Source organism: Syntrophorhabdaceae bacterium, from assembly GCA_036504895.1.
In the GTDB taxonomy this organism is placed as follows: Bacteria; Desulfobacterota; Syntrophorhabdia; order Syntrophorhabdales; family Syntrophorhabdaceae; genus PNOM01.
Window position 1 is genome coordinate 1 of record DASXUJ010000022.1, and the last position, 24,275, is coordinate 24,275.

Below are 24,275 nucleotides of genomic sequence, written 5' to 3' on the forward strand. Positions count from 1 at the left end.
CCTTGCCCCTCTCTTTTAATTATGTATCGGATGGGCGGGGATAATCCCCACCTCCCATCACTCTTTCCTATTTCAAACCCTGAAAATAAAATCCTGCTATTCATCTTCCAAGGTATCTATCACGTCGGCTGAAATTATCTCCGAGAAAGCGCCGAAATCGGCTACCTGCCCCACGGGCGAGGTGGAACAGAAGAAAGCCTGCCTGCCTTCAGGAGATTGCTTTATTGCGAGGAGGACGCTTTTCGGTCTCTTCCGGCCCCGGCTTGTGTCGCGACTTTCGATCGTGCGCCAATGGGCATATTGGGCGAGGGGACTGTCGAAATCGGCGGCCGGGCTGAACTCGATGCCATATTTAACGGAACCGGATTCGTGCCGCACATTTGCGCTCCTTACGATCCCATGGGCCCGGACCGTGCCGAATCGCGGAAGCTCAATATCAATTAAAAGAGTGGAGCCGGGGGCGAAGCGGAGAGCCGGGCCCGGCAGAACGAAAGAGGCCCCGTGGGGACTGATATCCTCCGCTTCCATGGCTGCCTTCTCATGGGCCGAGGAGAGGGTCATTTTCACCGGGCCTTCCTGCGCGGGCTCCACGCGCGAAGATTTCCGCCTTTCTACGCGCAGTATCTTTGCGGGCCGGAGGATCGCGATGAGCGTTCCCTCAGGCTCCACGGCCTTTATGGCATATGCCTCTGTTTCAAACGCGTAGATATAGGATTTATAGCTGTAGCTAATTGAAAGCGGCTCTCCATTGGCGAAGACCGCTTTTTCCCCTTCTATAAAAAGAGACAGGCCCTCCTCGCGATCGGGGTCCGGTCTGAGCCTGCAGTATTCGAAATATCCTCCCCGGCAGACGAGGCTTACCCGGACTTCATGGCTGATTATCTCTCCAAGGTGAATTCTCATTGCGGCGCCTCCGGAAGCCCTACACCTGCGTGCTCTCATTGTTGATTATCATGTATCGGTTGTCTTGGCAAGGGAAATTCATGAATAACACATCAGGCGGGCGGGACCGGGGTGCGGTCCTGAACCGTTCTGCATCGATTTGACATGGAGGCGCAAATGGGACTACCCTATTGGGGCAGTAAGGAAGGCCCGCCGGGACGCGGGCTGGTTCAAAATAACAGCCGGAGCAGGAGGGAGCAGATGAGGCGAGGGTATAGTTTATGTGCGGTCATTTTGGGGGTCATTCTGTTTATGGGAGCGGCCCATGGGTCGGATCCGGAGCTGACCGCCGTGATCCATACCACGAAGGGCGACATACACCTTACTCTCCTGCCGGACAAGGCGCCGCTCACGGTGATGAATTTCGTGCAGCTGAGCAGAAGAGGTTTCTATAGCGGCCTTACCTTTCATCGCGTAATCCCGAATTTCATGGTTCAGGGGGGTGACCCGCTCGGCACCGGCACGGGAGGACCCATGTATCAGTTCCGGGATGAGATTTCGCCTGATCTGAAACATAATAAACCCGGTACCCTTTCCATGGCAAACGCGGGCCCCAACACAAACGGCAGCCAATTTTTCATCACCCACGTCGCCACCCCGTGGCTCGATGGGAAACATACGATCTTCGGTTATGTGAAGGGCCCGAAGGACCAGGAGGTGGTGAACCGTATCTCAGTGGGAGACAAGATTACTTCGATTGAGATCAAGGGAGACACTAAGGCCCTCGAGGACCGGTACAAGGAGCAGCTCGAAAAATGGGACCGCGTCCTGAAGATGGTAGGCAAGTAAGGTCTCTCAAGAAAACCACCGGGCTTAAAGGAAGAACAGGCGCCTTGAAACCCGTCGGATGAGTGGTTATGCTTAAGGCATATATACATTCGAGGATCCTCTTTCCCTAGAGGCGCCTGCAGGCTTCGGGCCGCCTCTTACCCGCAGTACCGTCATTTAAATATAAATAAGGGAAATAAGACGCGGGAGGATCCATATTTCCTGCCGGACCATTCATGAGGCAGGACAGGGAGTAGTAATATGATGAAAAAGATTCAAAACATAATAGCCTTTGTAGAGTTTTTGGCCGGCGCGGGACTCGCGATTTTCTTCCACCTCGTGCTCCATTACGAGCAGGCTGCCTATATAATATTCGGGATCGGCATCCTCCTCTCCCTCGGCACTTATCTGGTGCGGGAAGATATAGAAAAGACAAGGGATACCCTGCTCGAGGAGTATCACAAGGCACATGAAACCACATTCATGCTCTCTCAGATCACCGACGCCGAATGCCAGGCCAAGGCGCAGGAAGTGATGGCTTCGGCGAAGCGCACCCTCTCACTCCTGAAACACGGACGGATCCCCCTCGATGAAAACGAATTTTATCTCGAGGCGGCGAAGTGCTGTGACCAGGCCCTTCACGACATCAAAGCCATCGACCCCCTTAACCAGGGTTGGACCTCCAGGGCTGCGTTGCTCAACCTTGTCCAGGCCAACGCCCGTGCCTTGGAGCGGGGCGTGAAGATAACCCGTGTTTTTGTGGTGGACCGGGAGGAGTTATTGGGCGCCGAAGGCCAAAACGTGCTCCTGGGGCAGTTTCAGGACGGGATCGAGGTTCGTATAGTCTATCGCGACGAAATTCCGGCTGCGAAAGGCGACATGGTCAGCTGGGAGAACAACAGTTCTTTCGATCTTACTATTTATGACGATAAGGTGATGATGGGGCTCGTCATGAGCGGGACCAAATATTTCGGAACAAAGACCCGGGAAGCGACCCATATGGAGAAATACCTGCGCCTCTTCGACCTGATCAACAATGCCGCCCATGGGGCAGTCGAACAGGACGGCGCCGTCATTCCCGCGATCGGGTACCGCCTTCAGGAAGTTTCCGACAGAACGGCTGAGCTTGTTTGAGCCCGGCGCCCTGTGCACGACTCGCAGCCTCCTTAACAAATAGGGTAATTTATCCTGGTTGGACGAGCAAAAAGGGGAGGGCTACATTCTTCCGGCCATAACCACGCCCAAATCGAGGCCCAGCCTCAGATAGAGACAGAGGGCGACAAGAATCGAGAGAGAAGCGAGGATCGCCCAATCACGCGTTTTCATGACCGGCTCGTAATAGAGGGTACGGGCCGCATCGGGAGTAAACCCCTTTGATTCAAGGGCCATGGCGAGAAGATTGGTGTAGCGGATGGCGGAGATGAACATAGGGACCGCGAGGGGGATGAGCTTCCCCATACGCAGGGCGGGGTTCTTTGATTCGAGGTCGAGGCCTCGTGATACCTGGGCTTCCACGATGGTCGCCCCCGCCCCCGCGAATGTGGGTACAAGCCTCAGTGCCGTGGATAGGGCAAAGGCTACCGGGTAGGGCAGCTTCATTTTAATGAGCCCGTTGGTCATCTCTTCATTTCGGGTCGTGGCGAGGAGCAGAAGGCCGGTTATTACGAAGGTGGCGAGCCTTAAGCCCATAGCAACGCCGAAGAGGAGGGACTCCCGGCTCACTTTCAGGGACCGCCACGACCACAGGGTAGTCGGTCCCTCCGCGAAGAACGGCCAGAGCGCCACGCTGAACAGTACCAGGAGCATGAGGATGAGGCGGAGTTTCCACAGGGCGCCGATCGCATGGGCCGAGACTGCCGTGCATACTATTGCCGCGGTAATGAACGCCACATAGAGAGGATCGTTGAAGGAGAGGGTCATGGCAAAAAGCATGATCGTTCCTATCATCTTGGTTCTCGGATCGAGGCGGTGAAGCCACGAATCGCGGTCCTGGAAGAGGGAGATAATCATCCCCCGAGCTCCTTTACCAGGCCCTCTACGGTGAGTGCGCCCGCCCCGAGCCAGTTGCTGAGGCGGACGAGCCCCGAGGGGGCAAGAGACGCCCGGGCAAGCCTTTCTTCATCCCTGAATACGCGCCGGGTGGGGCCGTCCGAGATGATTTCGCCTTCCCGCATGACCACGACCCTCGACGCAAATGATTCGGCGATCCACATGGCGTGGGTGATGATGACGATGGTATGGCCTCGCTCGTTCAGGTCCCTGAGCATCTTCATCGTTTCCACCTGATAGGTATAATCGAGTCCCGTGGTCGGTTCGTCGAGGACTATTATCTCAGGTTTTACGGCGAGTACGGAGGCGACGGCCACCCGCTGGCGCTCCCCGCGGGTGAGGAGAAATGGCGATCTTTCCTCATACCCCATGAGGCCGGTGGCCTCAAGGGCCCTCATCACGTTTTCTTCCACTGTGTTCGTGCTTTCACCAAGGGTTCTGGGCCCGAACCCGACCTCCTCGCGCACGGTGGAGGCAAAAATCTGGTGGTCGGGGTTCTGAAAGACGTATCCCACCAATCTCGCGAGATCGCGCTTCCGAAGCTCTCCTGTGGTCCTGCCCATTACATTCATGCAGCCTGAGGCAGGCATAAGAAGGCCGTTGAAATGTTTTGCCAGGGTCGTTTTTCCGGAGCCGTTCTGGCCCAGAAGGGCCACGAATTCTCCCCTGCCTATGGAGATATTGACCGATTTGAGGGAATCCCCATGATTTCCGGGATAGCGGAAACAGAGGTCGCGGGTCTCCAGAACCGGGTTTCCGGTCCAGGGGGATTCGATCGGGTCAAGGGCCGGACGCGTTTCAGGTCCGGCGAGATTCTGCGCGGTCATGAGACCCTTTGCCTCCTCGAATGTCAGGGGGGAGCCTGGCCAGCCCATGGACTGGAAGAGGGAGATCGTCGGGGGCGTCATGACCCCGCAGGATTCGAGGAGGCCGGGACTTGAGAAGATCCGGGCCGTTGAATCAACGGCGACCAGCTCACCCTCTTTCATGAGCCACAGGACATCGGCGCCCGCCACGTTCTCCGGCTCGGTGTCAACCATAATCAGGGTCCTTTTCCGCTCCCTCAGCCTGCCTGCGAGGGAGAGCACGTCCCGCCGCCCCCTGGGATCGAGGTCGGTCACGGGCTCGTCCAGAAGGAGGACGTCGGGCTCTATGGCAAGGACCGAGGCGATGGCGAGGCGTTGTTTCTGGCCCCCCGAAAGGGTGGCTGAATCGCGGCTGCCCAGGCCGTTCAGACCCACGAATGCGAGATAGCGCTCAACGCGCCCTCTGATCACGTCACGGGAAAGACGCTGGTTTTCAGGGCCGAAGGCAACCTCGAGCTCCACGTTCGAGGAGAAGAGTTGGGCCTCGAAATCCTGGAGCACGAGGCCCGCCATGGCGGAAAGCTCCACGATCCCGCGGCTGCCGACATCTTTCCCTTTTATTTTCACCCCGCCCTTGAATTCTCCCTTGAAGAACCTGGGTATAAGCCCGTTCATCGTGTTCAGGAGGGTTGACTTTCCCGCCCCTGAATGGCCCATGATTGCGACGAAGGCCCCTTCCTCCACCACGGCGCTTATGTCTTTGAGTGCCTTCTCGAGGCTGCCCCGGTAGGTGAAGGAGAGGGAATCGATAGTGACTGAGGCGGCCATGGGGGCTTACATGAGAAGACAGCCGAGAATGATGATCCCGGCAGACGCGGGGCCGAGTATACTCGGGGGGAGGTAAGGGATTAACCCGCTGGTGAGTCCGAGAACGACCCCGGCCGTGAGGACCCATGCACCCAGAGGGCCGGTCGCGCGCCGGACGGGCCGCTCGAGATCCATTACATCGATCCAGAGGAGACCCAGTTGTCCCCGCGTGATATCATAGACGGCAATCAGGAGAAGGACGCCCACCATGCCGCCGACCACATTATTGAGAACGATAATTTTGGAGAGGACCGAATAGGGGACGATGCCGAGCAGGTCGACCCAGACGGCGATCATCACAGCGCATACACCACTCGAAAGCATGGTGATAAGGATGTACCTCACCCAGCTGAGAGGGTTTCCCGCCTTCCACTCGTAATGCTTTCCGGCAATGGGCGCGAGATTGATCCAGAGCGAGTAGATCGCATAGCCCTGGAGGAGGTTGCCCACGAACCCTCCCAGAGAGCCTGGGCCGAAGGTGCCGCCGAAGACATCGCCGATGAGGTTGCCCAATCCGAGCCCCCATGCCCCGGCAGGCCCGAAAAGAAAGCCGAAGACCACGAGGAAGACCCCGGCCACTCTCACTTCGGCAATACCTGGAACCAGAGGGATGGCAGTCTTGAAGGCGATAAGGGCCGCCGCATAGATAGCCGCGCAGACGGCTACGAGCACGATCATTCTCGTGTTCTTCCACATGGAAAAGAGGTAGGTCATGGCCTCGAAGTCTCCTGTTCGTGAGGGGTTATGGCGTGCAGTCCGATGACCTGAATATATGATAGGTACGGTTTCCCTGTCAATGAAGAAAATAGACGGGTCATCCCGATTGCCTTCAGGGTTCGTCTTTGCGCCCTTCCGTTGACAGCGGTCGCCGGGGGGTTATATTACGATCAGCCGCTCCCGGGATGGGAGTGGGAAGGAAAGGAGGAAAGGATAATGTATCTTTATCTCGTGCAGCATGGAGAGGCAAAGGGGGAGGCAGAGGACCCTGAAAGGGGCCTCACGGGAAAAGGCGTGGAGGACGTGGACCGGGTTGCCCAATAGGCGGCCGGCGTGCAAGTAAAGCCTACTGCGATCCATCATAGCGGAAAGGCCAGGGCGCGGCACACCGCGCTGATCCTGGCAGACTTCTTACGACCCCCGGAAGGTATTCGCGGCAGCGGCGGCCTGGGGCCCACGGATAATCCCGAGGTGTGGTACAAGCTCCTTGCCGGGATGGAGGAGGACGTGATGCTCGTGGGTCATCTGCCCCTTCTTTCGAGGCTTACGGGAATGCTCCTTGCCAAAGACAAAGAAGAGACGATCGTCGATTTCAAGATGGGCGGCATGGTCTGCCTGAACAGGATCCATTCTGAAAAATGGCAGATAGAGTGGATGATCATCCCCGAGCTTATAAGGGGATAGAAGGGCAGCACGGCATGCATCACCGGTCCGTCAGGACCTGAGGTACCGGAGCGCCATCCAGATCCCTACCGCCGCGAAGATCACACGCAGATACGCATCGGGCAGGGCCCCCGCCGACACGGCGCCCAAAAAACCGCCCGCCAATGCCCCCGCGGCGAGTCCCCATGCAATATCCTTCCTCACATTGCCGAGCCTGTAATGGGTGAATGCCCCGCTTATACTTATCGGTACCATGGCGAGGAGCGACGTGCCCTGGGCCAGGTGCTGGCCCATGCCTGCGAGCATGACCATGAGGGGCACCATGACTACCCCGCCTCCCACGCCCATCATACCCGAGAGGAAGCCCGTGGCGCAGCCGATAAGAAGAAAGATGACGGCGCTTGCCCAAGGGGAGAGGGGTCCCCCTGGTCCGGGCACGTAGCTTTTAAAAATGAGCATGAGGGACGCGAAGGCTATGAGGCACCCGAAGGCCCTCCTCAGTCTTCTCTCCGGTAGGGAATGGGCGAAGAGCGCGCCCAGGCGGGCGGTAAAGATCGCGCTCACGGCGACGAGGGCCGCTCTCATCCAGTCCGCGTTCCCCTGAAACAGATAGGTGGCCGCCGCCACGGATGCGGTGAAGGCAATGGCGACCAGGCTCGTCCCGTGCGCCTGGTGCTGCGTCACCTTCGCGAGCCACGTCATGAGAGGTATCATGATGATGCCTCCTCCCACGCCCAAAAGGCCGCCCAGAAGTCCCCCGAGAAACCCGCTTATCAACCCTACAAGCCAATTCATGGAAATAAAGCTCCTTAGGCACGCGCCATCTTCGCACCACGCCGAATATTATCACGTCACCGGGGATTAATCCATTTTCCCCTTCCAGGGCCCGCAGCGGCCCCGTGTTGCGGACGGATCATGTATCCTGCTATATTAAGAGATGAAGACGATCGAGGAGAAATACGAAGGGCTGAAGAGGATTATAAAGGGGCTCGACCGGGTCCTGGTGACCTTTTCCGGGGGAGTGGACAGCACCTTTCTTCTCAAGTGCTGTATTGACGTACTGGGGAGAGAGAGCGTGCTGGCCTTCATAGGCGCTTCGCCTTCCTACCCGGCCCGGGAGATGGAGGAGGCGAAGGAATATGCCGCTCTCATAGGCGCCGATTACATCTGCATACAGACCTCCGAGATGGCAGACCCCGATTACCTTCGCAATCCCAGGGAGAGGTGCTATTATTGCAAGCGCAATCTCTTCGAAATGGCAGAAAAGACGGCAAAGGCGAAGGGTCTTGCCCATATTTTGGAAGGCTCGAATCTTGACGATATGGATGATTTCAGGCCCGGAAGGCGGGCGGTTGCAGAAAAGGGCGCGGTAAGCCCCCTGCTCATGGCAGAGCTCACCAAGGCGGAGGTGAGGGAGCTTTCAAAAGTCCTCGGACTGCCCACCCATGATAAGCCGTCACTCGCCTGTCTCGCCTCTAGAGTGCCTTACGGGACGGCAATCGACGCGGTCCTGCTCAAGAAGATCGAGGATTCCGAAGAATTCCTGAAATCCCTTGGCATAAGGCAGGCGCGGGTGCGTGTCCATGGCGACATGGCGAGAATAGAGGTCGCCGACCCTGATTTCGACATAGCGATTATCAATAGAAAAAAGATCGTTGACCGGCTGAAGGAGCTGGGGTTTACCTATGTCGCCCTCGACCTCAGAGGGTATAGAACGGGTAGCATGAACGAAGTCTGATCCCTTCCAGGGCCAGGAGTCTCTCTTTATACTTGAGTCCCATGGAGAAGCCGCCGATCGTCCCATCTGACCGGATTACCCGGTGACAGGGGATGATGATGGGAATCGGGTTTCTGCCCAGGGCCTGCCCCACCGCCTGCGCCGCGTTCCTGTATCCCAGTGCTGCGGCGAGCCTGCCGTAACTGGTGAGCTCCCCATGGGGCACCTTCATGAGCGCCTTCAGCACGCGCTGCGTAAATTCCCCCTCTTGTGAAAGGTCCACGTCAACAGTGAAATCAACTTTTTGCCCCCGGAGGTACCGGTCGAGCATCACGTGGAGGGACCTGAAAGGCCGGTCCGATTCGATCCCGTCAGGAAAGCGCGCGACGAGCGCTTTCCTGATCTCGAGGCTGCCCTGGCCGCGGATGTCGAGCTCGATCACCTTCCCCTCTCTTGCCACAAGGATCAGGTTCCCGAGCGAAGATTCACGAATGGAAAATTCAATTAACGCCATATTTGCTTTCCCCCGGATGATTCACTACAATAAGGATATCACAGAGGAGGCGGCGAATGGAAGGCTTCATCAAGTTCTTCGGCACCGGGGGCGCCCGGTTCGTGGCATCGAGCCAGATAAGGGCAACAGGCGGGCTTTGGCTCAATTTCAGGGAGACGAACCTGTTCATCGACCCCGGACCCGGAGCGGTGGTGAGGATCCACGCGTCAAAAGACCACTTCGAGACGCGCCGCCTGGACGGCATCATCCTCACCCACAAACATCTCGATCACTCCAATGACGTGAACATCCTTATAGAGGCGATGACCGAAGGAGGGTTCAAGAAAAGGGGGACCCTCTTCTGTCCCGAGGACGCGGTCTCGACAGACCCGGTGGTGCTCAAATATGCGAGGGGCTTTATCGAAAAAGTGGAGCTCCTGAAGGCGGAGAAAAGCTACACCGTCAAAGACGTCGCCTTTACCTCGCCCGTCCGGCATATCCATGGAGTGGAGACATACGGCCTCGTCTTCCACCTGAACCGGACCGTCGGCATCATCTCGGACACGAGATTTTTCAATGAATTACCCGATTTCTATCACACCGATTACCTCATCGTGAATGTATTGAGGACCGCGCCCAATGACCCGAACCGCCCCCTCGACCACCTCTCCCTCGATGATTTCGCCGCCATCATCACCCGCGTGAAGCCCCAAAAGGCGATCATGACCCATTTCGGCATGACCATGATCCAAGCCAAGCCCCACCTCCTGGCGGAGCAGCTCACAAAGGAGACGGGGATAGAAGTGATCGCGGCCCACGACGGGATGAAGCTCGATTTTTGATCATAGGACCCATGACCTTTGACCGGCTCATCAATGACTGGCAATGGGAACCCATTCGGAATTGTCCCGGGCGATATGTGCTCACAGGGGCACGGGCGGACCTGTCTCCTCAGGCGCTGCTCGGCGGCGAGGTGATCTTGTCGGTTTATGATGTGAAAACAGCGAGGGACACGGTGATGGTGGCCCGATTTTCGGGAGGGGGGTTGATCACCTATAAACGGGAGAACGGAACATACCTCCATACCCTGAATACGGAAGAAGGCCTTGCGAGGAAGCTCCTTCAGTTGGGAATAGAACCGGGGGAGCCGGGGGAGGTTGGCTGCGTGTGAGGCGAAGGAACTTTGACTGTTTCTTCTTCTAGCCTTCATTTCTCATGTAAAAACATAGGGGACGACGAAGGATATTGGGAACAGGGCGAAGTCGAAGATTTTGACAAAAAACCATTTGTCAAAATAGATAACAAAATATTTTTGTCATCTCCATCTCAGTACCTGTAGGTGTTCTTCTTCAGCGGTTTTTTTAAAAAACTATGTGAAAATTTGGCGGGAACGGGTAGAGTAGTAGTAAGGCAAGAGTGAATTATCCCGGGAATAAAAAATCATGATCCATTATGCATGGATCATCGCATGTACGGGGACCCTCGTGGTCCTGGGGGCCCACGGCTTCGGGAGGATGTCCTATTCCCTTATCCTTCCGGCCATGCGGGACGGCCTTGGACTTACCTATACCCAGGTGGGGCTTATCGGCACGGGCAATTTCATAGGCTATCTTTTCCTTGCTCTCCTCGGAGGCTTTCTTGCCTCCCGGTTCGGGGTGAGACGGCTGGTCTTTGTCTCCCTTCTCCTTATGGGGGTGAGCCTTTTCGCCACGGGCCTGAGCAACTCCTTTTTCTCCGCCTTCATGATGAGGCTGATCACGGGCCTGGGCAACGGCGGCGCCTATGTCCCCATCATGGCCCTGCCCGCTGCCTGGTTCGCCGCACGAAAGAGAGGGCTTGCCACGGGGATCATGCCCGTGGGATCGGGGCTCGGCCTCACCATCACCGGTCTCATCCTGCCTCCTCTCATGGCGGCGTATGGGCCGATGGGATGGAAATATGCATGGTTCGTCCTGGGGTGCGCCGTATTCTGCCTTGCCTTCGTCTCCTATGCTCTTCTGAGAGACGACCCCTCGGAAAAAGGGCTTACCATGTACGGGGGAGAAGAGCCCCGGAAGACGACGGCAAAGCTGACCATCCTGAGTGCCTGGAAAGAGTTGTGGAGGGAGAGGGAAGTCTGGAAGCTCGGCATAGTCTACTTCATGTACGGCTTCTCCTATATCATCTACCTCACCTTTTTCGTGGTCTACCTCACGAGAGAGATAGGCGTCTCTCTCGGTCTCGCCGGCGCCATCCTCGCGCTCCTCGGATTTATCGCCATCTCGTCAGGCATAGTGTGGGGGGTGATATCGGATGCGGTGGGCCGCAGGTACGGCTCCATGCTCGCCTATATCACCCTTGCAGTAGCCTACCTTATCCCGCCATTCTGGCAGAGCGTTCCGGGGCTCTACCTTTCCGCCATCCTCTTCGGCCTCTCCATGTCCTCTCTGCCGGTCATCATGGCGGCCGCAGTCGGAGACGCCGTGGGAGGCAGGCTCGCCCCGGCAGGATTAGGGTTCATCACCGTCTTCTTCGGCATAGGCCAGGCATTAGGCCCTGCCTGCGCAGGCATGATAAAAGACGCAACAGGAAGCTTCGCCAACGCCTTCATACTGGCAGGGGCGATCTCATTGGCAGGAGCGGCGATATCGTTGTGTATGAGAAAGAGAGTCTCTATAAAAGACAGTCTCTAGTATCTAGTATCTAGTAAAAGAATAAACCTTTAAGAATAAGGACTTTTCGCCTGGGTCTTCACTAGAGACTAGAGACTAGCGACTGCCTCTATGATTTTCATATGCCGCGCCATGAGTACAAATTGCCCCAGTGTCATTTCGTAGCCTGTCTGGATAGGGCAGCCGCGGGATTCTGCTCCTTTTAGCCACGGCGTCATTTCCGGCTCGGTTACTACATCGGCGACGAGGGTGTGAGAATCGAGGGTATCGAGGGGGAAAGGGGTCCTCGGGTCGCCGTTCATGCCGAGAGGCGTTCCGTTTATGGCGAGATCGATTCGGGCGAGACTTTGGAGCCGGTCCGAGAGGGTGACCGAAGGGTATCGACGGGCCAGGAGATCGAGAAGGGCATGCTGCCGGTCGATATCCGTGTCAATTACCGTAATCGATTCCGCCCCCGCGTCCGCGACTGCGTAGGCAATCGCGCCTCCCGCGCCTCCCGCGCCGAAAAGGGCGATATTTTTTCTCCTTACATCGAAACCGTGACGGGCGAGGGCCTCGAGAAAACCCAATCCGTCGACCATATCCCCTGTGAGGCGCCCATCATCGGTCCTGCGGATCACATTCACCGCACCCAGGTCGCGGGCACGCGGGGAAAGCTCGTCCACGCGGCGCGCGGCTTCCTGTTTATGGGGAATGGTGACGACGCAACCGGGACAATTTTCCCATCCTCTAAGGAGGGAGAAGAAGGGTTCCACGTAACCAGGGCGGATATCCATGGCTACCATGACCCGGTCCATCTCTTTTTCTTTAAAATAACGGTTGAAGGTGGTCGGCGACTTTACCTGGACTACCGGGTGGCCGATCATGGGATAAATGAGGGTTGTCCCTGACGGGAGAATGGGGCCGATGCTCATGGTCTTCTCCTTTTATTCCGTGCCTTAAAACGAGGGAAAGGCAAATCGGTACTATTCGTCAGGGTGTTCCGTCCGGCTCTTGTTTCCCGGATCAGACGGCTTTTTCAGCTTTTTCAGCCTTTACTGTTTTCTTTCTCGTGGAAACTCTTTTTACCGGCACTTTCGCGGCTTTCGCTGCCATTGTCTGAACTTCATTTTCGAGCACGGCAAGTTGTCGGGAGAGGCGGCCGGCGACGACTACCTGCACGTCATTGGCTACCATCGATTTAAGGACCTCCAATTGGCGGGCAGCTTCATCGAGGTGGGTCCGTGAATCCTGGAGTGCGTGACGTCCTGCGCAGAGGATGATCTGTTTGGCGAGTGACTCTATGCTGTTCCTTGCTTCTATAAATTCTTCAACGCTTGTCATATGCCACTTCCTTTTGGTATGCTTCGAATCTTATTACAGGAAATCGAAAGACGATTGAATTCCGTATCAGCCGCACCCATAATTAGCCGCGGAGAAAAGAGGATAGGGTCGACCGTACTAATAGTATACACCTTTTCACGAGATATGGCATCAAAAGTCTTTAAAAGGCATTGGAAACAATATGTTGCGCCCGGCGTCAATCAGGCGGGGGGAAGAATAAAAAAAGGGTCCGGAATTACCCGGACCCTTTCGGAAAGGACTAGCCTCTTACTACGTTTGCCGCAGCCGGGCCCTTGGGGCCGCTCACTACGTCAAAGTTTACGGTCTCACCCTCTGCGAGTGATTTAAAGCCACTGTCGCTAATGGCTGAATAATGGACGAATACGTCCGAACCATCTTCTTTCGTAATAAAACCAAAACCCTTTGCATCGTTGAACCACTTCACTGTACCTTTTGCCATTTAGACATACCTCATTTTTGTATTTGAAGCAGCGGAGCTTTAAGTTATGAGGAGAAACGACAAAAAAGACTTATTTCTGAGGTTACCAATAACCGATACTTCCGGGTACTTCATTGAAATATAGTATCACATAAACGGGAAAAAATTGCAACACCTAAGTATCACGCGCTATCATACGTGGTTCCTGAAGATCTGCCGGAAATGAAAACCGTAGACCGAATAGGTTATAGCCCTGGGCAGGAGGCGGGGACGGGTGAGGAGAGACCAGAAAAGGAGCTTCCAGTAATAGCGCCGGGCCCTGTCCTTTATCCCCAGGAGCAGCATGGTCTTGAGTGGCGCCTTTATATAATAACCGCGGTGGAGCCACATCGACCTCAGGGGCAGGCGTCTCTTATTTGTCTTCAAAGGTTTGTAATCGGAGAGGAATCCCTTGACCCGCTCATAAAAAGATCCCGGTGAGTAGATGGTGCTGATGATCTTTTTGTATCCCTCGGCAAGTTTCTCGTAGCCCATGGAGGGAATTATATTAGTCGAGAAATCGGTGTTGTCCCCGCTCATCTCTTCGAGCACCCGGCCCTCTCGCCGAAGGCGCTCATAAAGCTCGCTGCCCCGGGGGGCATTCAACATGCCTACCATGGCGGTGATAATCCTGCTCTTTTGGACGAACTCTATCTGCCTCTCGAAGATATCGGGTGAATCATTATCGAAGCCGACAATGAAGCCCCCCTTCACATCGAGGCCGAAGCGCTGAATCTTCTGCACGCTCGCCACAAGGTCGCGGTTCATGTTTTGAAATTTATTACATTCCTTGAGGGCGAGATTATCCGGCGTTTCAATGCCGACGAAGACCGACTCGAAGCCTGCCCGGGCCATAAGCCCCATCAGCTCCTCGTCGTCAGCCAGATCTATCGAAGCCTCCGTGCCGAACTGAAAGGGATACCTTCTCTTTTTCATCCAATCGATTATGGCAGGCAACACTTCCCCCTTGAGCTTCTTCTTGTTGCCGATAAAATTATCATCCACAAAAAAGACGTCCCCTCTCCAGCCGAGGGAAAAGAGGGCCTCCAGCTCCTCCACTAACCGGGATTTATCCTTGGTCCGACTCTTTTTGCCGTAAAGGGTTGTAATATCGCAGAACTCGCATTTGAAGGGGCAGCCCCGGGAATACTGAATATTCATACATGCATAACGCTTCATATCGGTAAGTCCCCAGAGGGGGACGGGAGTATCCGCCAAAGCGGGGAAGGTAGTCGAAGTATAGATCTGTTGCGCCTTCCCTGTCTCGAGATCTTCGAGAAACCGGGGCAGGGTAACCTCGGCTTCATTGAGGACCAGGTGGTCCACCTCAGGGTATTGATCATGATTTGCGGTAAAAAGCGGGCCTCCTGCCACGATTGGCACTCCTTGTGCCCTGCACCGGGCAAGGACCTCTTTTACCGATCCCCTCTGAATCGCCATGGCGCTGATAAAGACGAGGTCGGCCCACCGGAGATGCTCATCCTTCAGCTGGGTCACATTCATGTCTATAAGTCTCTTTTCCCATTCCCCGGGGAGCATGGCGGCAACCGTAAGCAATCCCAGGGGAGGATTAAGGGCCTTCTTTGAAATGAACCGTATGGCATACTTGAAACTCCAGAATGTATCGGGACATCTGGGGTAGAGGAGAAGGGCTTTCTTTGTCGGCGCACGGGTCATGTATTCATCCCCCCCTTCTGTCGGATACGGGCAAAATTCCCAATATTGATAAAATAAGTCTCCCAGTTCAATTGTCAAGAAAGGAGATCCGGCCGCCCGGCTTCTACATGGTGGGAGAGATAGTCAGGAGAAAATCTTCTATGGCTTTATTTACCTGTGCCGGATGAGTCACGGGGCCCATGTGGCCCATATCCCTGAGCGTGATCACTCTGGATCGCGGCAGAACGGGAGAGAGAAGAGCGATGAGTCTCTTTGCAGGGGCGGTGGATTTCGTTCCGGTCAGGAGCAGGGCGGGCACATCGAGTGCCGCGAAGGCGGCGAGTGGTGTGGTCTCGTGGAAGGAGGCGTACCATTCGGGGCGTGCCGCGACCATGCCCGCCGCGAAACCGGCGCGCCTCGCCTCGCTCGTCGTGCTCCACGTGCCGGAACCGACCCAGTAATCGACGAAATATTCCCCTGCGGCCTCAAATTCGCCCCTGTCCATCATGCATTGGGTTTCGTCTCTATTCACCATGATCTCCCGGGAGGCGGCGCTCTCGGGGTCCGCGGCCACGACAAGGCTCCACAGGGCAGGCTCGTAGAGCGTCAACGAGAGGAGCCGGGGCAGGTGGCGCAGCGCAACTTTAAGGGCAATGGCTCCGCCCCATGAATGGCCGATCAGGTGAAATCGTTCCCCCGCCGCCTGAAAGACCGATTCAAGGAGGTCGCACTCGTCATCCACCGACATGCCGCGAGAACCTGACCATGCGGGGGTGCGGCCATGACCATAGAGGTCCGGGGCAATAATCCGGAACCTGTCCGAGAGCCGGTCCATCAAAGGGCGCCACTGACCGGACGTGCTTGCACTTCCGTGGATGCAGACCACTGACGGCCCGCGGCCCGTCTCACGATAAATGCAGACGGGTATCCTCACATGCTGCGGCGGATTCTCAGGTGTAATGGCGTCCCCCTTTATAGTCTCATTCCATCGTGAGGTGCTTCCTTTTTCCAGGTATAACGGGAATCTTCTCATACTATGATTCAGGGACAGGAAGAGTCAAGAATAATCTGTCGCCCCTGACCATTATTGTGCAAATGGAAGGCAGACCTTTCCAGGTCTTTTTTCGAGTCAACGACAGGATTACCCGGAGTAAATAAATGAATATACCACCTTGTCAAATGGGCAGGTTTTTTAGACTCTTGTAAATAATGGGAGGGGGCGAAGCCCTGGCGGCAAAGATAAGGATGCAGGTTCTAGGCGCGCGGTCCTCTGGGATGCGACGGCGTACTAAAGTACGTCAAAGCATCACAGGGACCGCGCAACGACGAAGATGCGCCTTAGATTTGCCGCCTGACCTTACTTGAGAAGGACCGGTTGAGCGTCCACCTTAACCCTGAACAACACATAAGGCTTCTGCCTCATATCCTTGCCTGCGTTATGTCCCGGCCCTCGCTCTATCTGGTTTGCCGTGAAGTAGAGAAAGCCGTCCCCTGCCAGCGACAGGGTGTCGGGCCAGAGCATCCTCGGGTCGTGGGCGATGGTCTCTATGGCGCCGTCAGGCATATAGCGGTGGATTGCGTTGTGCTCGTAATCGGAAAGGTAGATGCGGCCCTGGGTGTCCGACTCGAGGCCGTCCGATGCACCGCCTTTGTCGCCATGGTCCTTGACGGTCGCGACCACACTCTCCTCCGTTGCATTAGGGTCGGCCAACGCGTCAACACTCACGCTGTAGAGACGGCGGGATGAGAGGGGGCAATAGAAGAGACGGGAGCCGTCGTTGTTTATGGCGATGCCGTCGGCCGCCACCGCAAGGGGAAATGGTTTCTGACCGGGAAGATAAAGGAGCAGGGGGCTGCCTTCCACCATGGCGAGAAAACCCTTCTCAGGCTTGGTTGAAGGATGTTCGACGAGCCGTCTCCAGCCTTTGCCGGTTTCGAGGTCGACCACGATAATGGCGCCTGCCCCGGAATCGGTGATAAATGCCAGGCCTTGCTTTCCCTTCCTCAGATCGAATCTTATGTCGTTGAGATAGGTATTCGCCAGGGCCACGTCCCGGGTGAGGAGTATGGTCTTGAAGACTTTATTGGTGCTGAGGTCTATGCCCACGAGCTTCGGACCTTCGAATGTGGTGGGTCCGAAGGCGATGCTCCCCGTATCGAGGACCCAGAGCCTGTCCTTCGGATCGACGACCACGCTTTGGACCGAGACGAAGCAATCCTTCTGACTGCCCTTTTCGCAGGTGTTGATCTTCTGGTTAGGGTAGGGGACGGTCTTTCCCTTCTTCAACTCCATCACGGTGGCGGTTACCTTGTCTCCCCATTGAGGGAAATTGACGAATATTCGACCTTTCTGCGATACGGTGACACCCGTGGGCATGGGGCCGTGAAAGAAGGCGATCGCTTCGATATTTCCTATCGTCTTTTCTTTTGCGAGATCTTTCCCGGAGGCGGCATTACCGGGCAGAGCACTCAGGACCATAAAGAAAGCCAGCACCGAAACAGCGAGAAATCGATTCATCAACTGCCTCCTTTGTCCCGCCCGTAGAGGGAGGGAGGGAATGATTTTTTTCAATTATATCTTATGTATGAAAAGGATCAAGAGCAATTGGGGTAACACATAAAAAAATAGGGAGTTGTATACAGGATGAGGCAGGAGAAGTCTGTTCCTGGAATTTCACAGAATTTATTTTTTCATCGGCTAGCCTTCCGAGTTCTCCCTCTCCTCCCTTTTTGCCCCCCGGAGGATTCCGGCCACGGTCTCTCTTATGCGGACCATTTTGGCAGGCGGGAAGGGCTTGATATGGGCGAAGGTGGGATTGAGGGTGGGAGCGGAGCGGAACTCCTGGATAAAGAACTTCCCGGCCCCCCTGATCCTCTCTGCGGTCCGGTAGACGTCTTCCTCCCTGTGGAGGAAGGGGACCACGGTCATCCTGAACTCATAGTCCACGTGACCTTCCATAATGAAATCTATGCTTTCCTGGATGGGCGCGGCGTCCGTTTCGACACCGCACCACCGGGAATATTTATCCAGGGGGCCCTTCACGTCCATGGCAAGGTAATCCACGAAACCTTCAGCTACCAGTCTCCTGACTGCCGCCGGATTCGACCCGTTCGTGTCGAGCTTGATCTGCATGCCCATGTCCTTGAGCCGGCGGGCGAGAAGAAAAAGGTTTTTATGGATCGTGGGCTCGCCGCCCGTGATCACCACCTTATCGACCCAGTTCTTATATTTTTTCAAAGTAAGAAAAATGTGATCGAGAGGGATGTTTTCCAGCTTTTCGTGATTCACCACGAGTCCGCTGTTATGGCAATAAGGGCACCTGAAGTTGCATCCCCCCGTAAAAAGGACCGATGAAAGCTGCTTTTTCCAGTCGATAAAACTGGTCTCGATAAATCCTTTGATACAGGGAGCATCAACCATTGAATGCGCTCAACACCTCTTCGATCTGGGGGACGCTGCCGCGCCACTCGCCGAGTCCGTTCTCCATCTCGTCTTCCACCACGACGGTCGGCAGGGCCATGACACGGTAGAATGTGGCCTCCGCAAGGCCTTCCGCAGTTCCCGTATTATATGAAATCACGCCTATATTCTTTTCCTTGAGACTCTCCCCCAGCTTTTTCGCCATGGGACACATGGGACAATCATCTTTGTAAAAGATCTTCACTACACTCATATCCTGCAGTCCTCCCGTTTCGTAGAGTAGGCGCCCCTTGGGGCCATGAAGACTCATCATAAGCCGCGCCCACGGCCTCATATTCTTCTTCACTTAATATTTGGATCAATCAGTTATTCGTTTACTGCCGCTTCCGCGCTGGAGAAGAACTCGATGTTCCGGTGCCTGTCCTTAAGCTCTCCCAGCTTCCCCTTGTTCCAGCTCGATATTTTCGTAAAGTAGCCCGTGATCCTGGTGATTCCGTCCACGTCTTCCGAGCCGCAATAGGAGCAGGTATCCTGGAGCCCCCGACCCGTCCTGTGACACTTGTTGCAGGTGGTGAATTCCGGAGAAAAGGCGATCTGGTCGCTGGTGGTGAATTTGAAAGTCTTTATGACGAAGTCGGCAATGGCCTCCTTGGAGGGCTGAGACTCTCCGAGCCAGACGTGGGATATGGAGCCCGCTTCGATGAGGGGATGGAAGATGCCCTCGCTCGTTACCCTTTCGATCGGATTCATGGGCACCTTTACATTCACATGGGTAGAATTGGTGTAATAGACTTCGCCCGTGGCGATATCGCCTTTCACGACCCTGCCCGACATAGGGGAGAAATATCTGAGGTCGAGGCGGGCAAACCGGTAGCTCGTGCTTTCCGCGGGGGTCTGCTCGAGAAGGATCTTAAAGCCTTCCTGCCGTTTCATCTTTTCGCACAGGAGGTTCATATGGGCAATTACTTTGAGGCCGAATTTGAGGGCCTTCTTGGAATCGTGCAGCTCCTCGCCCGTGTGGACCTGGACCATCTCATTGAGGCCCACCATGCCCACGAGGTGGGACGCGAGGTTGAAGCGGAGGTAAGGCGATCCATCCCTGTTCATGGTGAGGAGCGAGAGGGGACCGTTCTCTCCGAGGGAGAGGAGCCTTTCGAGGAAATTCCTCTTTTCCTTATGGGCTTTCACGGCGAGCATGAACTTTTCAGTGAGAAGGTTGAAGAGCTTTGTATCGTCGTTCTTCGCCTGGTAGGCGATTCTCGGAAGATTGAGGGAGACGTTCTGAAGGGCGCTATACCTCATCCTCCAGGGCTCCTTCGCATCGAGGAGGTCGTGCTCTTCCAGCTTGAAACTCAACCGGCAGCACTCCGATATCTTGGCCGTATCTCCCCGGTCGAAGACGAAGTAGGTATTCCCTTTGTCGGCAGCCACGTCCGATATGAGGTGGAGGAATTCCATATGGTCGGGGGTGCGGAAAAACTTCTCCGTAATATGAACGATCGGTTTGGGGAAGAAGAAAGGCCTTCCCGCGCCGTCCCCTTCTTTAAATACCTCGAAGAGCTTCCATGCGAACCTCTGGCCCTCTTTTTCATATTCGCCATAGGTCTTGCCCGTGAATTTACCGCCCGGGCCGATGGCAGGGGTATCGACGAAATGCTTGGGCACTTCCCAATAGATATTGATATCGGAGAATATGGCCTGACCGCCGCGCGCCACTGCCTGTTGTGAGAATTCGAAGATGAGCATTTGGGCGAGCTGCTTCACCTGTTCGTCGCTCATGCCTTCGATATAGGGGGCAAAAAAGATATTGACCGCATCCCATCCGATAGCGCCCGCGAAGTTGCTCTGAAGGGCCGCCGCGAATTTGATGAGGTGGGCCAGCAGTACCTCCGGCTGTTTTGCCGGTTTTGCCATGGAGAGCGAATGGGGCAGGTCGAGTCCGAATCTCTTGATGTATTCCAGGGACTGGCCGCTGCAATAAGGCCTGTCGATGAATCCGAGGTCGTGGAGGTGGATGTCGCCGTTCATATGGGCGTCCGCGACTTCCGGAGAGAAGACGGAGAGGAGTGCGTACTCCTTCTTTATCCTTTCCGCCAGGGTCAGGTTTGTGGCTTCCGGACCATGGGGCACGTTCGCGTTTTCTTTATTCGGGTGAAGGATGAGGTTATCCACATCAAAGACCGGCATACCGAGCCTGGTATGCATCTTCCGGGGGGTTTCAAGTCCTTTTTCTATCAGTTTGGCATTTACGATTTCTCTGATAAGGGGTGCGGTCACCACCTTAATGCCCGATTTTCTTACCATCTTCTCCACTTCCCTGCTCACTTCGACGGCGGTATCCTCATCGATTACCGTCTCCCTCGTGAGAGCGTCTACAATTTTGGTCCTGTCCCAGTCGGAAATGGATTCTTCGGAAGTGCGGACAAAAAGGTTTAAGTCAGTGGTCTCCATCAATACCCCCTATATTTAGTGATGTTGCCTGAGATGAATACTACATATGGCCTCAAAGGATGTCAAGAGGAAAAATGATTTTTTTATTGATATCAGGGCAACCGCTCCTTTTCAGGGAGCCTTCCGGAGCACCCTCGCGAGGGTCTCACTCAGCTCCTCGAGCTTATAAGGCTTGGAAATCATGTCCACAAACCCATAGCGGGTGAAATCGGACATGATCCGATTGTTTGCGTATCCGCTCGATACCACCGCCTTTATCCCGGGGTCGATCTCCACGAGCTCTTCCATGGCCTCCTCTCCTCCCATACCGCCTGGAATGGTAAGGTCCAGAATTACGAGATCGAAGGGGGCGGCCTTCTTCCGGGCTTCCACATAGAGATCGATCGCCTCCACCCCGTCTTTTGCGCATTCTGTTTCGTATCCGAGGAACCCGAGCATTTCGCCTATGGTGTCGCGCACGATCTCTTCGTCATCCATGAGCAGGATCCGGCCCTTCCCTGTGGTAAGGGAGGCTTTATCACCCGATGAGAGAGGATTTTTCTTTTGTGTGGCGGGAAGGGTAATGATGAAGGTGGTACCGATCCCCAGGTGCGATTTTACTTCGATATATCCGCCGTGCTTTCGGATGATGGAATAGGAGGTGGCGAGCCCGAGGCCGCTTCCCCTCTGTTTTGTAGTGAAAAAGGGATCGAAGATCTTATCCACATACTCTTCCGGTATGCCGATGCCGTGGTCCATGATGGTGACCCGAATGTAGGAGCCCCTGCCGGGGAGCACATCTCCCGGCCCCTGGTCCTGCTCGATCATTAGGTTTTCGGCCTTTACTTCAATTGTGCCGCCTGTAGGCATGGCCTCTTTTGCGTTGATGACGAGGTTCTGTATTACCTGGCTCACCTGCCCTTCATCCACATCCACGTTCCAGAGGTCTTCGGGAAGGGAGAAGAAGCAGCGCACATTCGAGCCGGTAAGGGTAAAATTCGTCGAATCCTCCAGGATATGGGTGATGCCCGTGGTCCTCTTGATCGGCGCGCCCCCCTTGGAAAAGGTGAGGAGCTGCTGGGTCAGGTCCTTCGCCCTGTTCACCGCCTGCTCGGCGCCCGCGAGCCGCTTGAATGAGGGATCGTCGGGTTTGGTCGTCATTTTGGCCAGGGAGATATTTCCCATGATGGCGGTCATGATATTATTGAAATCGTGGGCGATGCCGCCGGCGAGGATGCCCAGGGATTCGAGCTTGCTCGCTTTGAAAAGCTCCTCCTCCAATCTCCTGCGGTCTCCGATGTCGCGGAGATATGCGAGGATCGCGCTCTTGCCCGCGAAGGCAATAGTGCTTACCACTGCCTCGATATAGACGAGGGCGCCGTCCTTCTTCACTCCCTTGAACTCGTACCTGTCCGGGGTAGCCTCACCCTTCAAGCGCATGGCGTGGTAATTGGAGATCTTCTCCTTTTCGTCCTCATGGACGAGAAAAACCGCCGGCTGGCCCAAAAGATCTTCAGGGGCGCCATACCCGAAGATTTCCACAAGCCTCCGGTTTGCGTAGATATGGACGCCGTCCCGGATAATCGCCACTCCGTCATGGGAATGCTCGATGGCGATCCGATAGCGCTCCTCCGATTCCCTCAGCTCTTTTTCCGTCTGCCTGTTTTTCGCGAGGGCATCGGAGATCTCAGTGATCTCGGCGAGATGGCGCTTTCCCTTTTCTTCGGCCATACGCTGGTAATAGACCGAACGGGTCTTCTCCTCGTCGAGTGATTTCCTGAGTGCGGTGATTTCTTCGTCCCTGTCGGGGCCGTTCATATCATCCTTCATGGGTCCTCTGCAATAACGACAAGGACGCCGGTCCAATCGAGACCCCTGGGCCTTCCCAGGAGCGGAGCGATCTCAACGCCCGTAAAGAGCCCGAGGAGGGGAACCCCGTAATGGTTGCACGTCCGCTGGACTTCAGCCGATTCCTCCGCTGTCGAGCTCGAATACCCCATGGTCCTGCCCGCACAGTCGATATAGAGGGCGAAGAGGGGCTTTTTCCCTTCCCTCACCACCCTTTCCATAAGGGCCATTGAATTCTCTCCGGCTGATTCTACCATTTTTCTCGTATCTCTGAGCATAAACTGGACTTCGAGGCCCTCTTCAAAATCCGGCTCAAAGAGAGTCACCCCGCTTCCGTCAGGCAGAACGCCTATCATCAGGCGGTTTACATAGTCGCTCTCCCGGGGGTCTCCATAACGCTCGCCGTAGTTTACCCCGAGAGTGAGATAATTGACGGGCGCCTGGCCCCGCCATTCGCGGTTGCCGAAGAGCTCGTCGATGATTTCCGCGATGGGTCTCCCGTCCAGCTCGTAGATCACCGGCCCTTCGATTTTCGTGATCCTGTGATAAACCCCGTCGAGGGGGCTGCAGCCGTGCATGATGACGGAGTCGAGGGAGACATTCCCGGAAAGGACGATCCCGACAGCCTGCTGGGTGCCCACATAGGAGCCGCAGAACTGTGTGCCCGGGCCTATTTCATAATTCCCCAGCATACCGGCCCCGGCTAAAGAAATTTCAGGAGCCATGTTCCGTGAAAGACCATCGAGAAAAGGTGAAGATGCGTTGAGAAGAGGCGGCATTCCATTTTCGGCGGCCTTTCTCACCCATTCGAAGAAGAGGAAGACGCCCTTATCGCCGGGACCTGTTGCCATAAGCTCGGCGAGTCTTATCCCCGCGGCCTCCTCGCCCTTATCGAGATCTCCCGTGGCGGCGACCCTGTGCCGTATGTCTTCGCTTTCAATGATCGCCACGGCAGCGGGAAAACCATCATAGAGAAGGTGGTGATTCGTGACTATCCCTATGGTGGAGCCTCCCGCAATGGGGACATCCGAGCCGACCACCTGCCTGATCCCCGAGAAAAATGCCTCGTGATCGAGACAGCCGGCACAGAAGGCGTATACAAAATCGGGTCGCCCGATCGCTGCCGACTCTACGGCCTCGCGCGCGGCCCGGAAGCCGGAGGCCAGCCCGTCCTCGAGGTCGCAAAACCCTATGCCTACCTTGGTCTTTACTCCCGAAGGCATGCTTCAATCCCCTCGTCTAATGGTGCCCTGTGCAAGAAAAATGCTCCCCTTTCGGAGATTTCCCATGGTTCGGAAACCTGCCTCACTATGTTTTGCCACAATACAGACCCTAATTCAACAAAAATGGTTGAACCAACCCTTTATCCTTCCCCCTCTTGAATTCGAGGTCAAGAGGGCCCCATAATCATACTGTCGTACTGTCGGCGGGCATGGGGGAGCAGCG

24 protein-coding genes are annotated in these 24,275 nt (G+C 55.7%); 7 read left to right on the top strand and 17 right to left on the bottom strand.

The window, feature by feature from the left end; all coding sequences use genetic code 11:
* Positions 1–96 precede the first annotated feature (96 nt).
* Entirely contained in the window at positions 97–903 is an 807-nt protein-coding gene (locus VGJ94_02770; GenBank protein HEY3275517.1) for a PilZ domain-containing protein, read from the bottom strand.
* A gap of 240 nt (positions 904–1,143) precedes the next feature.
* Here VGJ94_02770 and VGJ94_02775 point away from each other — a divergent pair, with 240 nt between their 5' ends.
* Together VGJ94_02775 and VGJ94_02780 are read left to right on the top strand one after the other, a co-directional pair.
* Positions 1,144–1,731 (top strand): peptidylprolyl isomerase, encoded by a 588-nt coding sequence (locus VGJ94_02775; GenBank protein HEY3275518.1) that lies wholly within the window; start codon positions 1,144–1,146, stop codon positions 1,729–1,731.
* 240 nt (positions 1,732–1,971) lie between these two features.
* Positions 1,972–2,844: a hypothetical protein gene (locus VGJ94_02780; GenBank protein HEY3275519.1), complete on the top strand. Its 873-nt coding sequence runs from the start codon at positions 1,972–1,974 to the stop codon at positions 2,842–2,844.
* An 81-nt stretch (positions 2,845–2,925) separates the two neighbouring features.
* Here the strand turns inward: VGJ94_02780 and VGJ94_02785 are convergent, their stop codons facing one another.
* Genes VGJ94_02785 through VGJ94_02795 form a run of 3 tightly spaced genes read right to left on the bottom strand, consistent with a single transcriptional unit; the run spans position 2,926 to position 6,146 of the window.
* Positions 2,926–3,720 carry an energy-coupling factor transporter transmembrane component T gene (locus VGJ94_02785; protein HEY3275520.1) on the bottom strand — a complete coding sequence of 265 codons (795 nt, stop codon included), beginning with the start codon at positions 3,718–3,720 and terminating at the stop codon, positions 2,926–2,928.
* A complete protein-coding gene (locus tag VGJ94_02790; GenBank protein ID HEY3275521.1) occupies positions 3,717–5,393 on the bottom strand; it encodes an energy-coupling factor transporter ATPase in 1,677 nt (558 codons plus the stop codon). The genes VGJ94_02785 and VGJ94_02790 overlap by 4 nt, the downstream gene beginning before the upstream one ends.
* 6 nt (positions 5,394–5,399) lie before the next feature.
* On the bottom strand, positions 5,400–6,146 hold the full coding sequence (locus tag VGJ94_02795) for a QueT transporter family protein (protein ID HEY3275522.1): 747 nt from the start codon (positions 6,144–6,146) through the stop codon (positions 5,400–5,402).
* A gap of 336 nt (positions 6,147–6,482) precedes the next feature.
* Between VGJ94_02795 and VGJ94_02800 the strand changes: the two genes are divergently transcribed.
* Positions 6,483–6,833 carry a hypothetical protein gene (locus VGJ94_02800; GenBank protein HEY3275523.1) on the top strand — a complete coding sequence of 117 codons (351 nt, stop codon included), beginning with the start codon at positions 6,483–6,485 and terminating at the stop codon, positions 6,831–6,833.
* 30 nt (positions 6,834–6,863) lie between these two features.
* Here VGJ94_02800 and VGJ94_02805 read toward each other — a convergent pair whose 3' ends face one another.
* Entirely contained in the window at positions 6,864–7,607 is a 744-nt protein-coding gene (locus VGJ94_02805) for a sulfite exporter TauE/SafE family protein (protein ID HEY3275524.1), read from the bottom strand.
* A gap of 142 nt (positions 7,608–7,749) precedes the next feature.
* Between VGJ94_02805 and larE the strand changes: the two genes are divergently transcribed.
* On the top strand, positions 7,750–8,550 hold the full coding sequence (larE, locus tag VGJ94_02810; protein ID HEY3275525.1) for an ATP-dependent sacrificial sulfur transferase LarE: 801 nt from the start codon (positions 7,750–7,752) through the stop codon (positions 8,548–8,550).
* Here the strand turns inward: larE and VGJ94_02815 are convergent.
* Entirely contained in the window at positions 8,513–9,043 is a 531-nt protein-coding gene (locus VGJ94_02815; protein ID HEY3275526.1) for a methylated-DNA--[protein]-cysteine S-methyltransferase, read from the bottom strand. The genes larE and VGJ94_02815 overlap by 38 nt on opposite strands.
* Positions 9,044–9,099: 56 nt before the next feature.
* Between VGJ94_02815 and VGJ94_02820 the strand changes: the two genes are divergently transcribed.
* From VGJ94_02820 to VGJ94_02830, 3 genes are all read left to right on the top strand, one after another.
* The gene (locus tag VGJ94_02820) at positions 9,100–9,864 is read left to right on the top strand and encodes an MBL fold metallo-hydrolase (GenBank protein ID HEY3275527.1); all 765 of its coding nucleotides are present in this window, start codon (positions 9,100–9,102) and stop codon (positions 9,862–9,864) included.
* Positions 9,861–10,193, top strand: a complete 333-nt coding sequence (locus VGJ94_02825) for a hypothetical protein (GenBank protein HEY3275528.1) — start codon at positions 9,861–9,863, stop codon at positions 10,191–10,193. The genes VGJ94_02820 and VGJ94_02825 overlap by 4 nt, the downstream gene beginning before the upstream one ends.
* 271 nt (positions 10,194–10,464) lie before the next feature.
* Positions 10,465–11,694 carry an MFS transporter gene (locus VGJ94_02830; GenBank protein HEY3275529.1) on the top strand — a complete coding sequence of 410 codons (1,230 nt, stop codon included), beginning with the start codon at positions 10,465–10,467 and terminating at the stop codon, positions 11,692–11,694.
* Positions 11,695–11,762: 68 nt separating this feature from the next.
* Here the strand turns inward: VGJ94_02830 and VGJ94_02835 are convergent, their stop codons facing one another.
* The 11 genes from VGJ94_02835 to VGJ94_02885 all read right to left on the bottom strand — a co-directional run bounded on the left by VGJ94_02835 (position 11,763) and on the right by VGJ94_02885 (position 24,052).
* Positions 11,763–12,587: a hypothetical protein gene (locus VGJ94_02835; protein HEY3275530.1), complete on the bottom strand. Its 825-nt coding sequence runs from the start codon at positions 12,585–12,587 to the stop codon at positions 11,763–11,765.
* 91 nt (positions 12,588–12,678) lie between these two features.
* Positions 12,679–12,996, bottom strand: a complete 318-nt coding sequence (locus VGJ94_02840) for a hypothetical protein (protein ID HEY3275531.1) — start codon at positions 12,994–12,996, stop codon at positions 12,679–12,681.
* A 259-nt stretch (positions 12,997–13,255) separates the two neighbouring features.
* Positions 13,256–13,456, bottom strand: a complete 201-nt coding sequence (locus VGJ94_02845; protein ID HEY3275532.1) for a cold-shock protein — start codon at positions 13,454–13,456, stop codon at positions 13,256–13,258.
* A gap of 171 nt (positions 13,457–13,627) precedes the next feature.
* On the bottom strand, positions 13,628–15,151 hold the full coding sequence (locus VGJ94_02850; GenBank protein HEY3275533.1) for a DUF4070 domain-containing protein: 1,524 nt from the start codon (positions 15,149–15,151) through the stop codon (positions 13,628–13,630).
* A 103-nt stretch (positions 15,152–15,254) separates the two neighbouring features.
* Positions 15,255–16,163, bottom strand: coding sequence for an alpha/beta hydrolase (locus tag VGJ94_02855; protein ID HEY3275534.1), 909 nt, complete (start codon positions 16,161–16,163; stop codon positions 15,255–15,257).
* Positions 16,164–16,487: 324 nt separating this feature from the next.
* Complete coding sequence (locus VGJ94_02860) at positions 16,488–17,648, bottom strand: L-dopachrome tautomerase-related protein (protein ID HEY3275535.1); 1,161 nt, start codon at positions 17,646–17,648, stop codon at positions 16,488–16,490.
* Between the two features lie 180 nt (positions 17,649–17,828).
* The gene (locus VGJ94_02865; protein HEY3275536.1) at positions 17,829–18,551 is read right to left on the bottom strand and encodes an anaerobic ribonucleoside-triphosphate reductase activating protein; all 723 of its coding nucleotides are present in this window, start codon (positions 18,549–18,551) and stop codon (positions 17,829–17,831) included.
* Positions 18,544–18,804 carry a thioredoxin family protein gene (locus tag VGJ94_02870; GenBank protein ID HEY3275537.1) on the bottom strand — a complete coding sequence of 87 codons (261 nt, stop codon included), beginning with the start codon at positions 18,802–18,804 and terminating at the stop codon, positions 18,544–18,546. Before VGJ94_02870 ends, VGJ94_02865 begins: the two co-directional genes overlap by 8 nt.
* Positions 18,805–18,917: 113 nt before the next feature.
* Entirely contained in the window at positions 18,918–21,002 is a 2,085-nt protein-coding gene (gene nrdD / locus VGJ94_02875) for an anaerobic ribonucleoside-triphosphate reductase (GenBank protein ID HEY3275538.1), read from the bottom strand.
* Between the two features lie 111 nt (positions 21,003–21,113).
* Complete coding sequence (locus VGJ94_02880) at positions 21,114–22,811, bottom strand: ATP-binding protein (GenBank protein HEY3275539.1); 1,698 nt, start codon at positions 22,809–22,811, stop codon at positions 21,114–21,116.
* Complete coding sequence (locus VGJ94_02885; protein HEY3275540.1) at positions 22,808–24,052, bottom strand: FIST N-terminal domain-containing protein; 1,245 nt, start codon at positions 24,050–24,052, stop codon at positions 22,808–22,810. Before VGJ94_02885 ends, VGJ94_02880 begins: the two co-directional genes overlap by 4 nt.
* Positions 24,053–24,275: the final 223 nt, after the last annotated feature.

What these genes read in the sequence shown, in the direction of transcription:
- VGJ94_02840 (HEY3275531.1), bottom strand. Translation starts at nt 12,996, where the DNA reads ATGACAAGCGTTGAAGAATTTATAGAAGCAAGGAACAGCATAGAGTCA.
- VGJ94_02850 (HEY3275533.1), bottom strand. Translation starts at nt 15,151, where the DNA reads ATGACCCGTGCGCCGACAAAGAAAGCCCTTCTCCTCTACCCCAGATGT.
- VGJ94_02795 (HEY3275522.1), bottom strand. Translation starts at nt 6,146, where the DNA reads ATGACCTACCTCTTTTCCATGTGGAAGAACACGAGAATGATCGTGCTC.
- larE (HEY3275525.1), top strand. Translation starts at nt 7,750, where the DNA reads ATGAAGACGATCGAGGAGAAATACGAAGGGCTGAAGAGGATTATAAAG.
- VGJ94_02815 (HEY3275526.1), bottom strand. Translation starts at nt 9,043, where the DNA reads ATGGCGTTAATTGAATTTTCCATTCGTGAATCTTCGCTCGGGAACCTG.
- VGJ94_02855 (HEY3275534.1), bottom strand. Translation starts at nt 16,163, where the DNA reads ATGAGAAGATTCCCGTTATACCTGGAAAAAGGAAGCACCTCACGATGG.
- VGJ94_02845 (HEY3275532.1), bottom strand. Translation starts at nt 13,456, where the DNA reads ATGGCAAAAGGTACAGTGAAGTGGTTCAACGATGCAAAGGGTTTTGGT.
- VGJ94_02865 (HEY3275536.1), bottom strand. Translation starts at nt 18,551, where the DNA reads ATGGTTGATGCTCCCTGTATCAAAGGATTTATCGAGACCAGTTTTATC.
- VGJ94_02830 (HEY3275529.1), top strand. Translation starts at nt 10,465, where the DNA reads ATGATCCATTATGCATGGATCATCGCATGTACGGGGACCCTCGTGGTC.
- VGJ94_02805 (HEY3275524.1), bottom strand. Translation starts at nt 7,607, where the DNA reads ATGAATTGGCTTGTAGGGTTGATAAGCGGGTTTCTCGGGGGACTTCTG.
- VGJ94_02860 (HEY3275535.1), bottom strand. Translation starts at nt 17,648, where the DNA reads ATGAATCGATTTCTCGCTGTTTCGGTGCTGGCTTTCTTTATGGTCCTG.
- nrdD (HEY3275538.1), bottom strand. Translation starts at nt 21,002, where the DNA reads ATGGAGACCACTGACTTAAACCTTTTTGTCCGCACTTCCGAAGAATCC.
- VGJ94_02885 (HEY3275540.1), bottom strand. Translation starts at nt 24,052, where the DNA reads ATGCCTTCGGGAGTAAAGACCAAGGTAGGCATAGGGTTTTGCGACCTC.
- VGJ94_02770 (HEY3275517.1), bottom strand. Translation starts at nt 903, where the DNA reads ATGAGAATTCACCTTGGAGAGATAATCAGCCATGAAGTCCGGGTAAGC.
- VGJ94_02775 (HEY3275518.1), top strand. Translation starts at nt 1,144, where the DNA reads ATGAGGCGAGGGTATAGTTTATGTGCGGTCATTTTGGGGGTCATTCTG.
- VGJ94_02785 (HEY3275520.1), bottom strand. Translation starts at nt 3,720, where the DNA reads ATGATTATCTCCCTCTTCCAGGACCGCGATTCGTGGCTTCACCGCCTC.
- VGJ94_02790 (HEY3275521.1), bottom strand. Translation starts at nt 5,393, where the DNA reads ATGGCCGCCTCAGTCACTATCGATTCCCTCTCCTTCACCTACCGGGGC.
- VGJ94_02780 (HEY3275519.1), top strand. Translation starts at nt 1,972, where the DNA reads ATGATGAAAAAGATTCAAAACATAATAGCCTTTGTAGAGTTTTTGGCC.
- VGJ94_02880 (HEY3275539.1), bottom strand. Translation starts at nt 22,811, where the DNA reads ATGAAGGATGATATGAACGGCCCCGACAGGGACGAAGAAATCACCGCA.
- VGJ94_02835 (HEY3275530.1), bottom strand. Translation starts at nt 12,587, where the DNA reads ATGAGCATCGGCCCCATTCTCCCGTCAGGGACAACCCTCATTTATCCC.
- VGJ94_02870 (HEY3275537.1), bottom strand. Translation starts at nt 18,804, where the DNA reads ATGAGTGTAGTGAAGATCTTTTACAAAGATGATTGTCCCATGTGTCCC.
- VGJ94_02820 (HEY3275527.1), top strand. Translation starts at nt 9,100, where the DNA reads ATGGAAGGCTTCATCAAGTTCTTCGGCACCGGGGGCGCCCGGTTCGTG.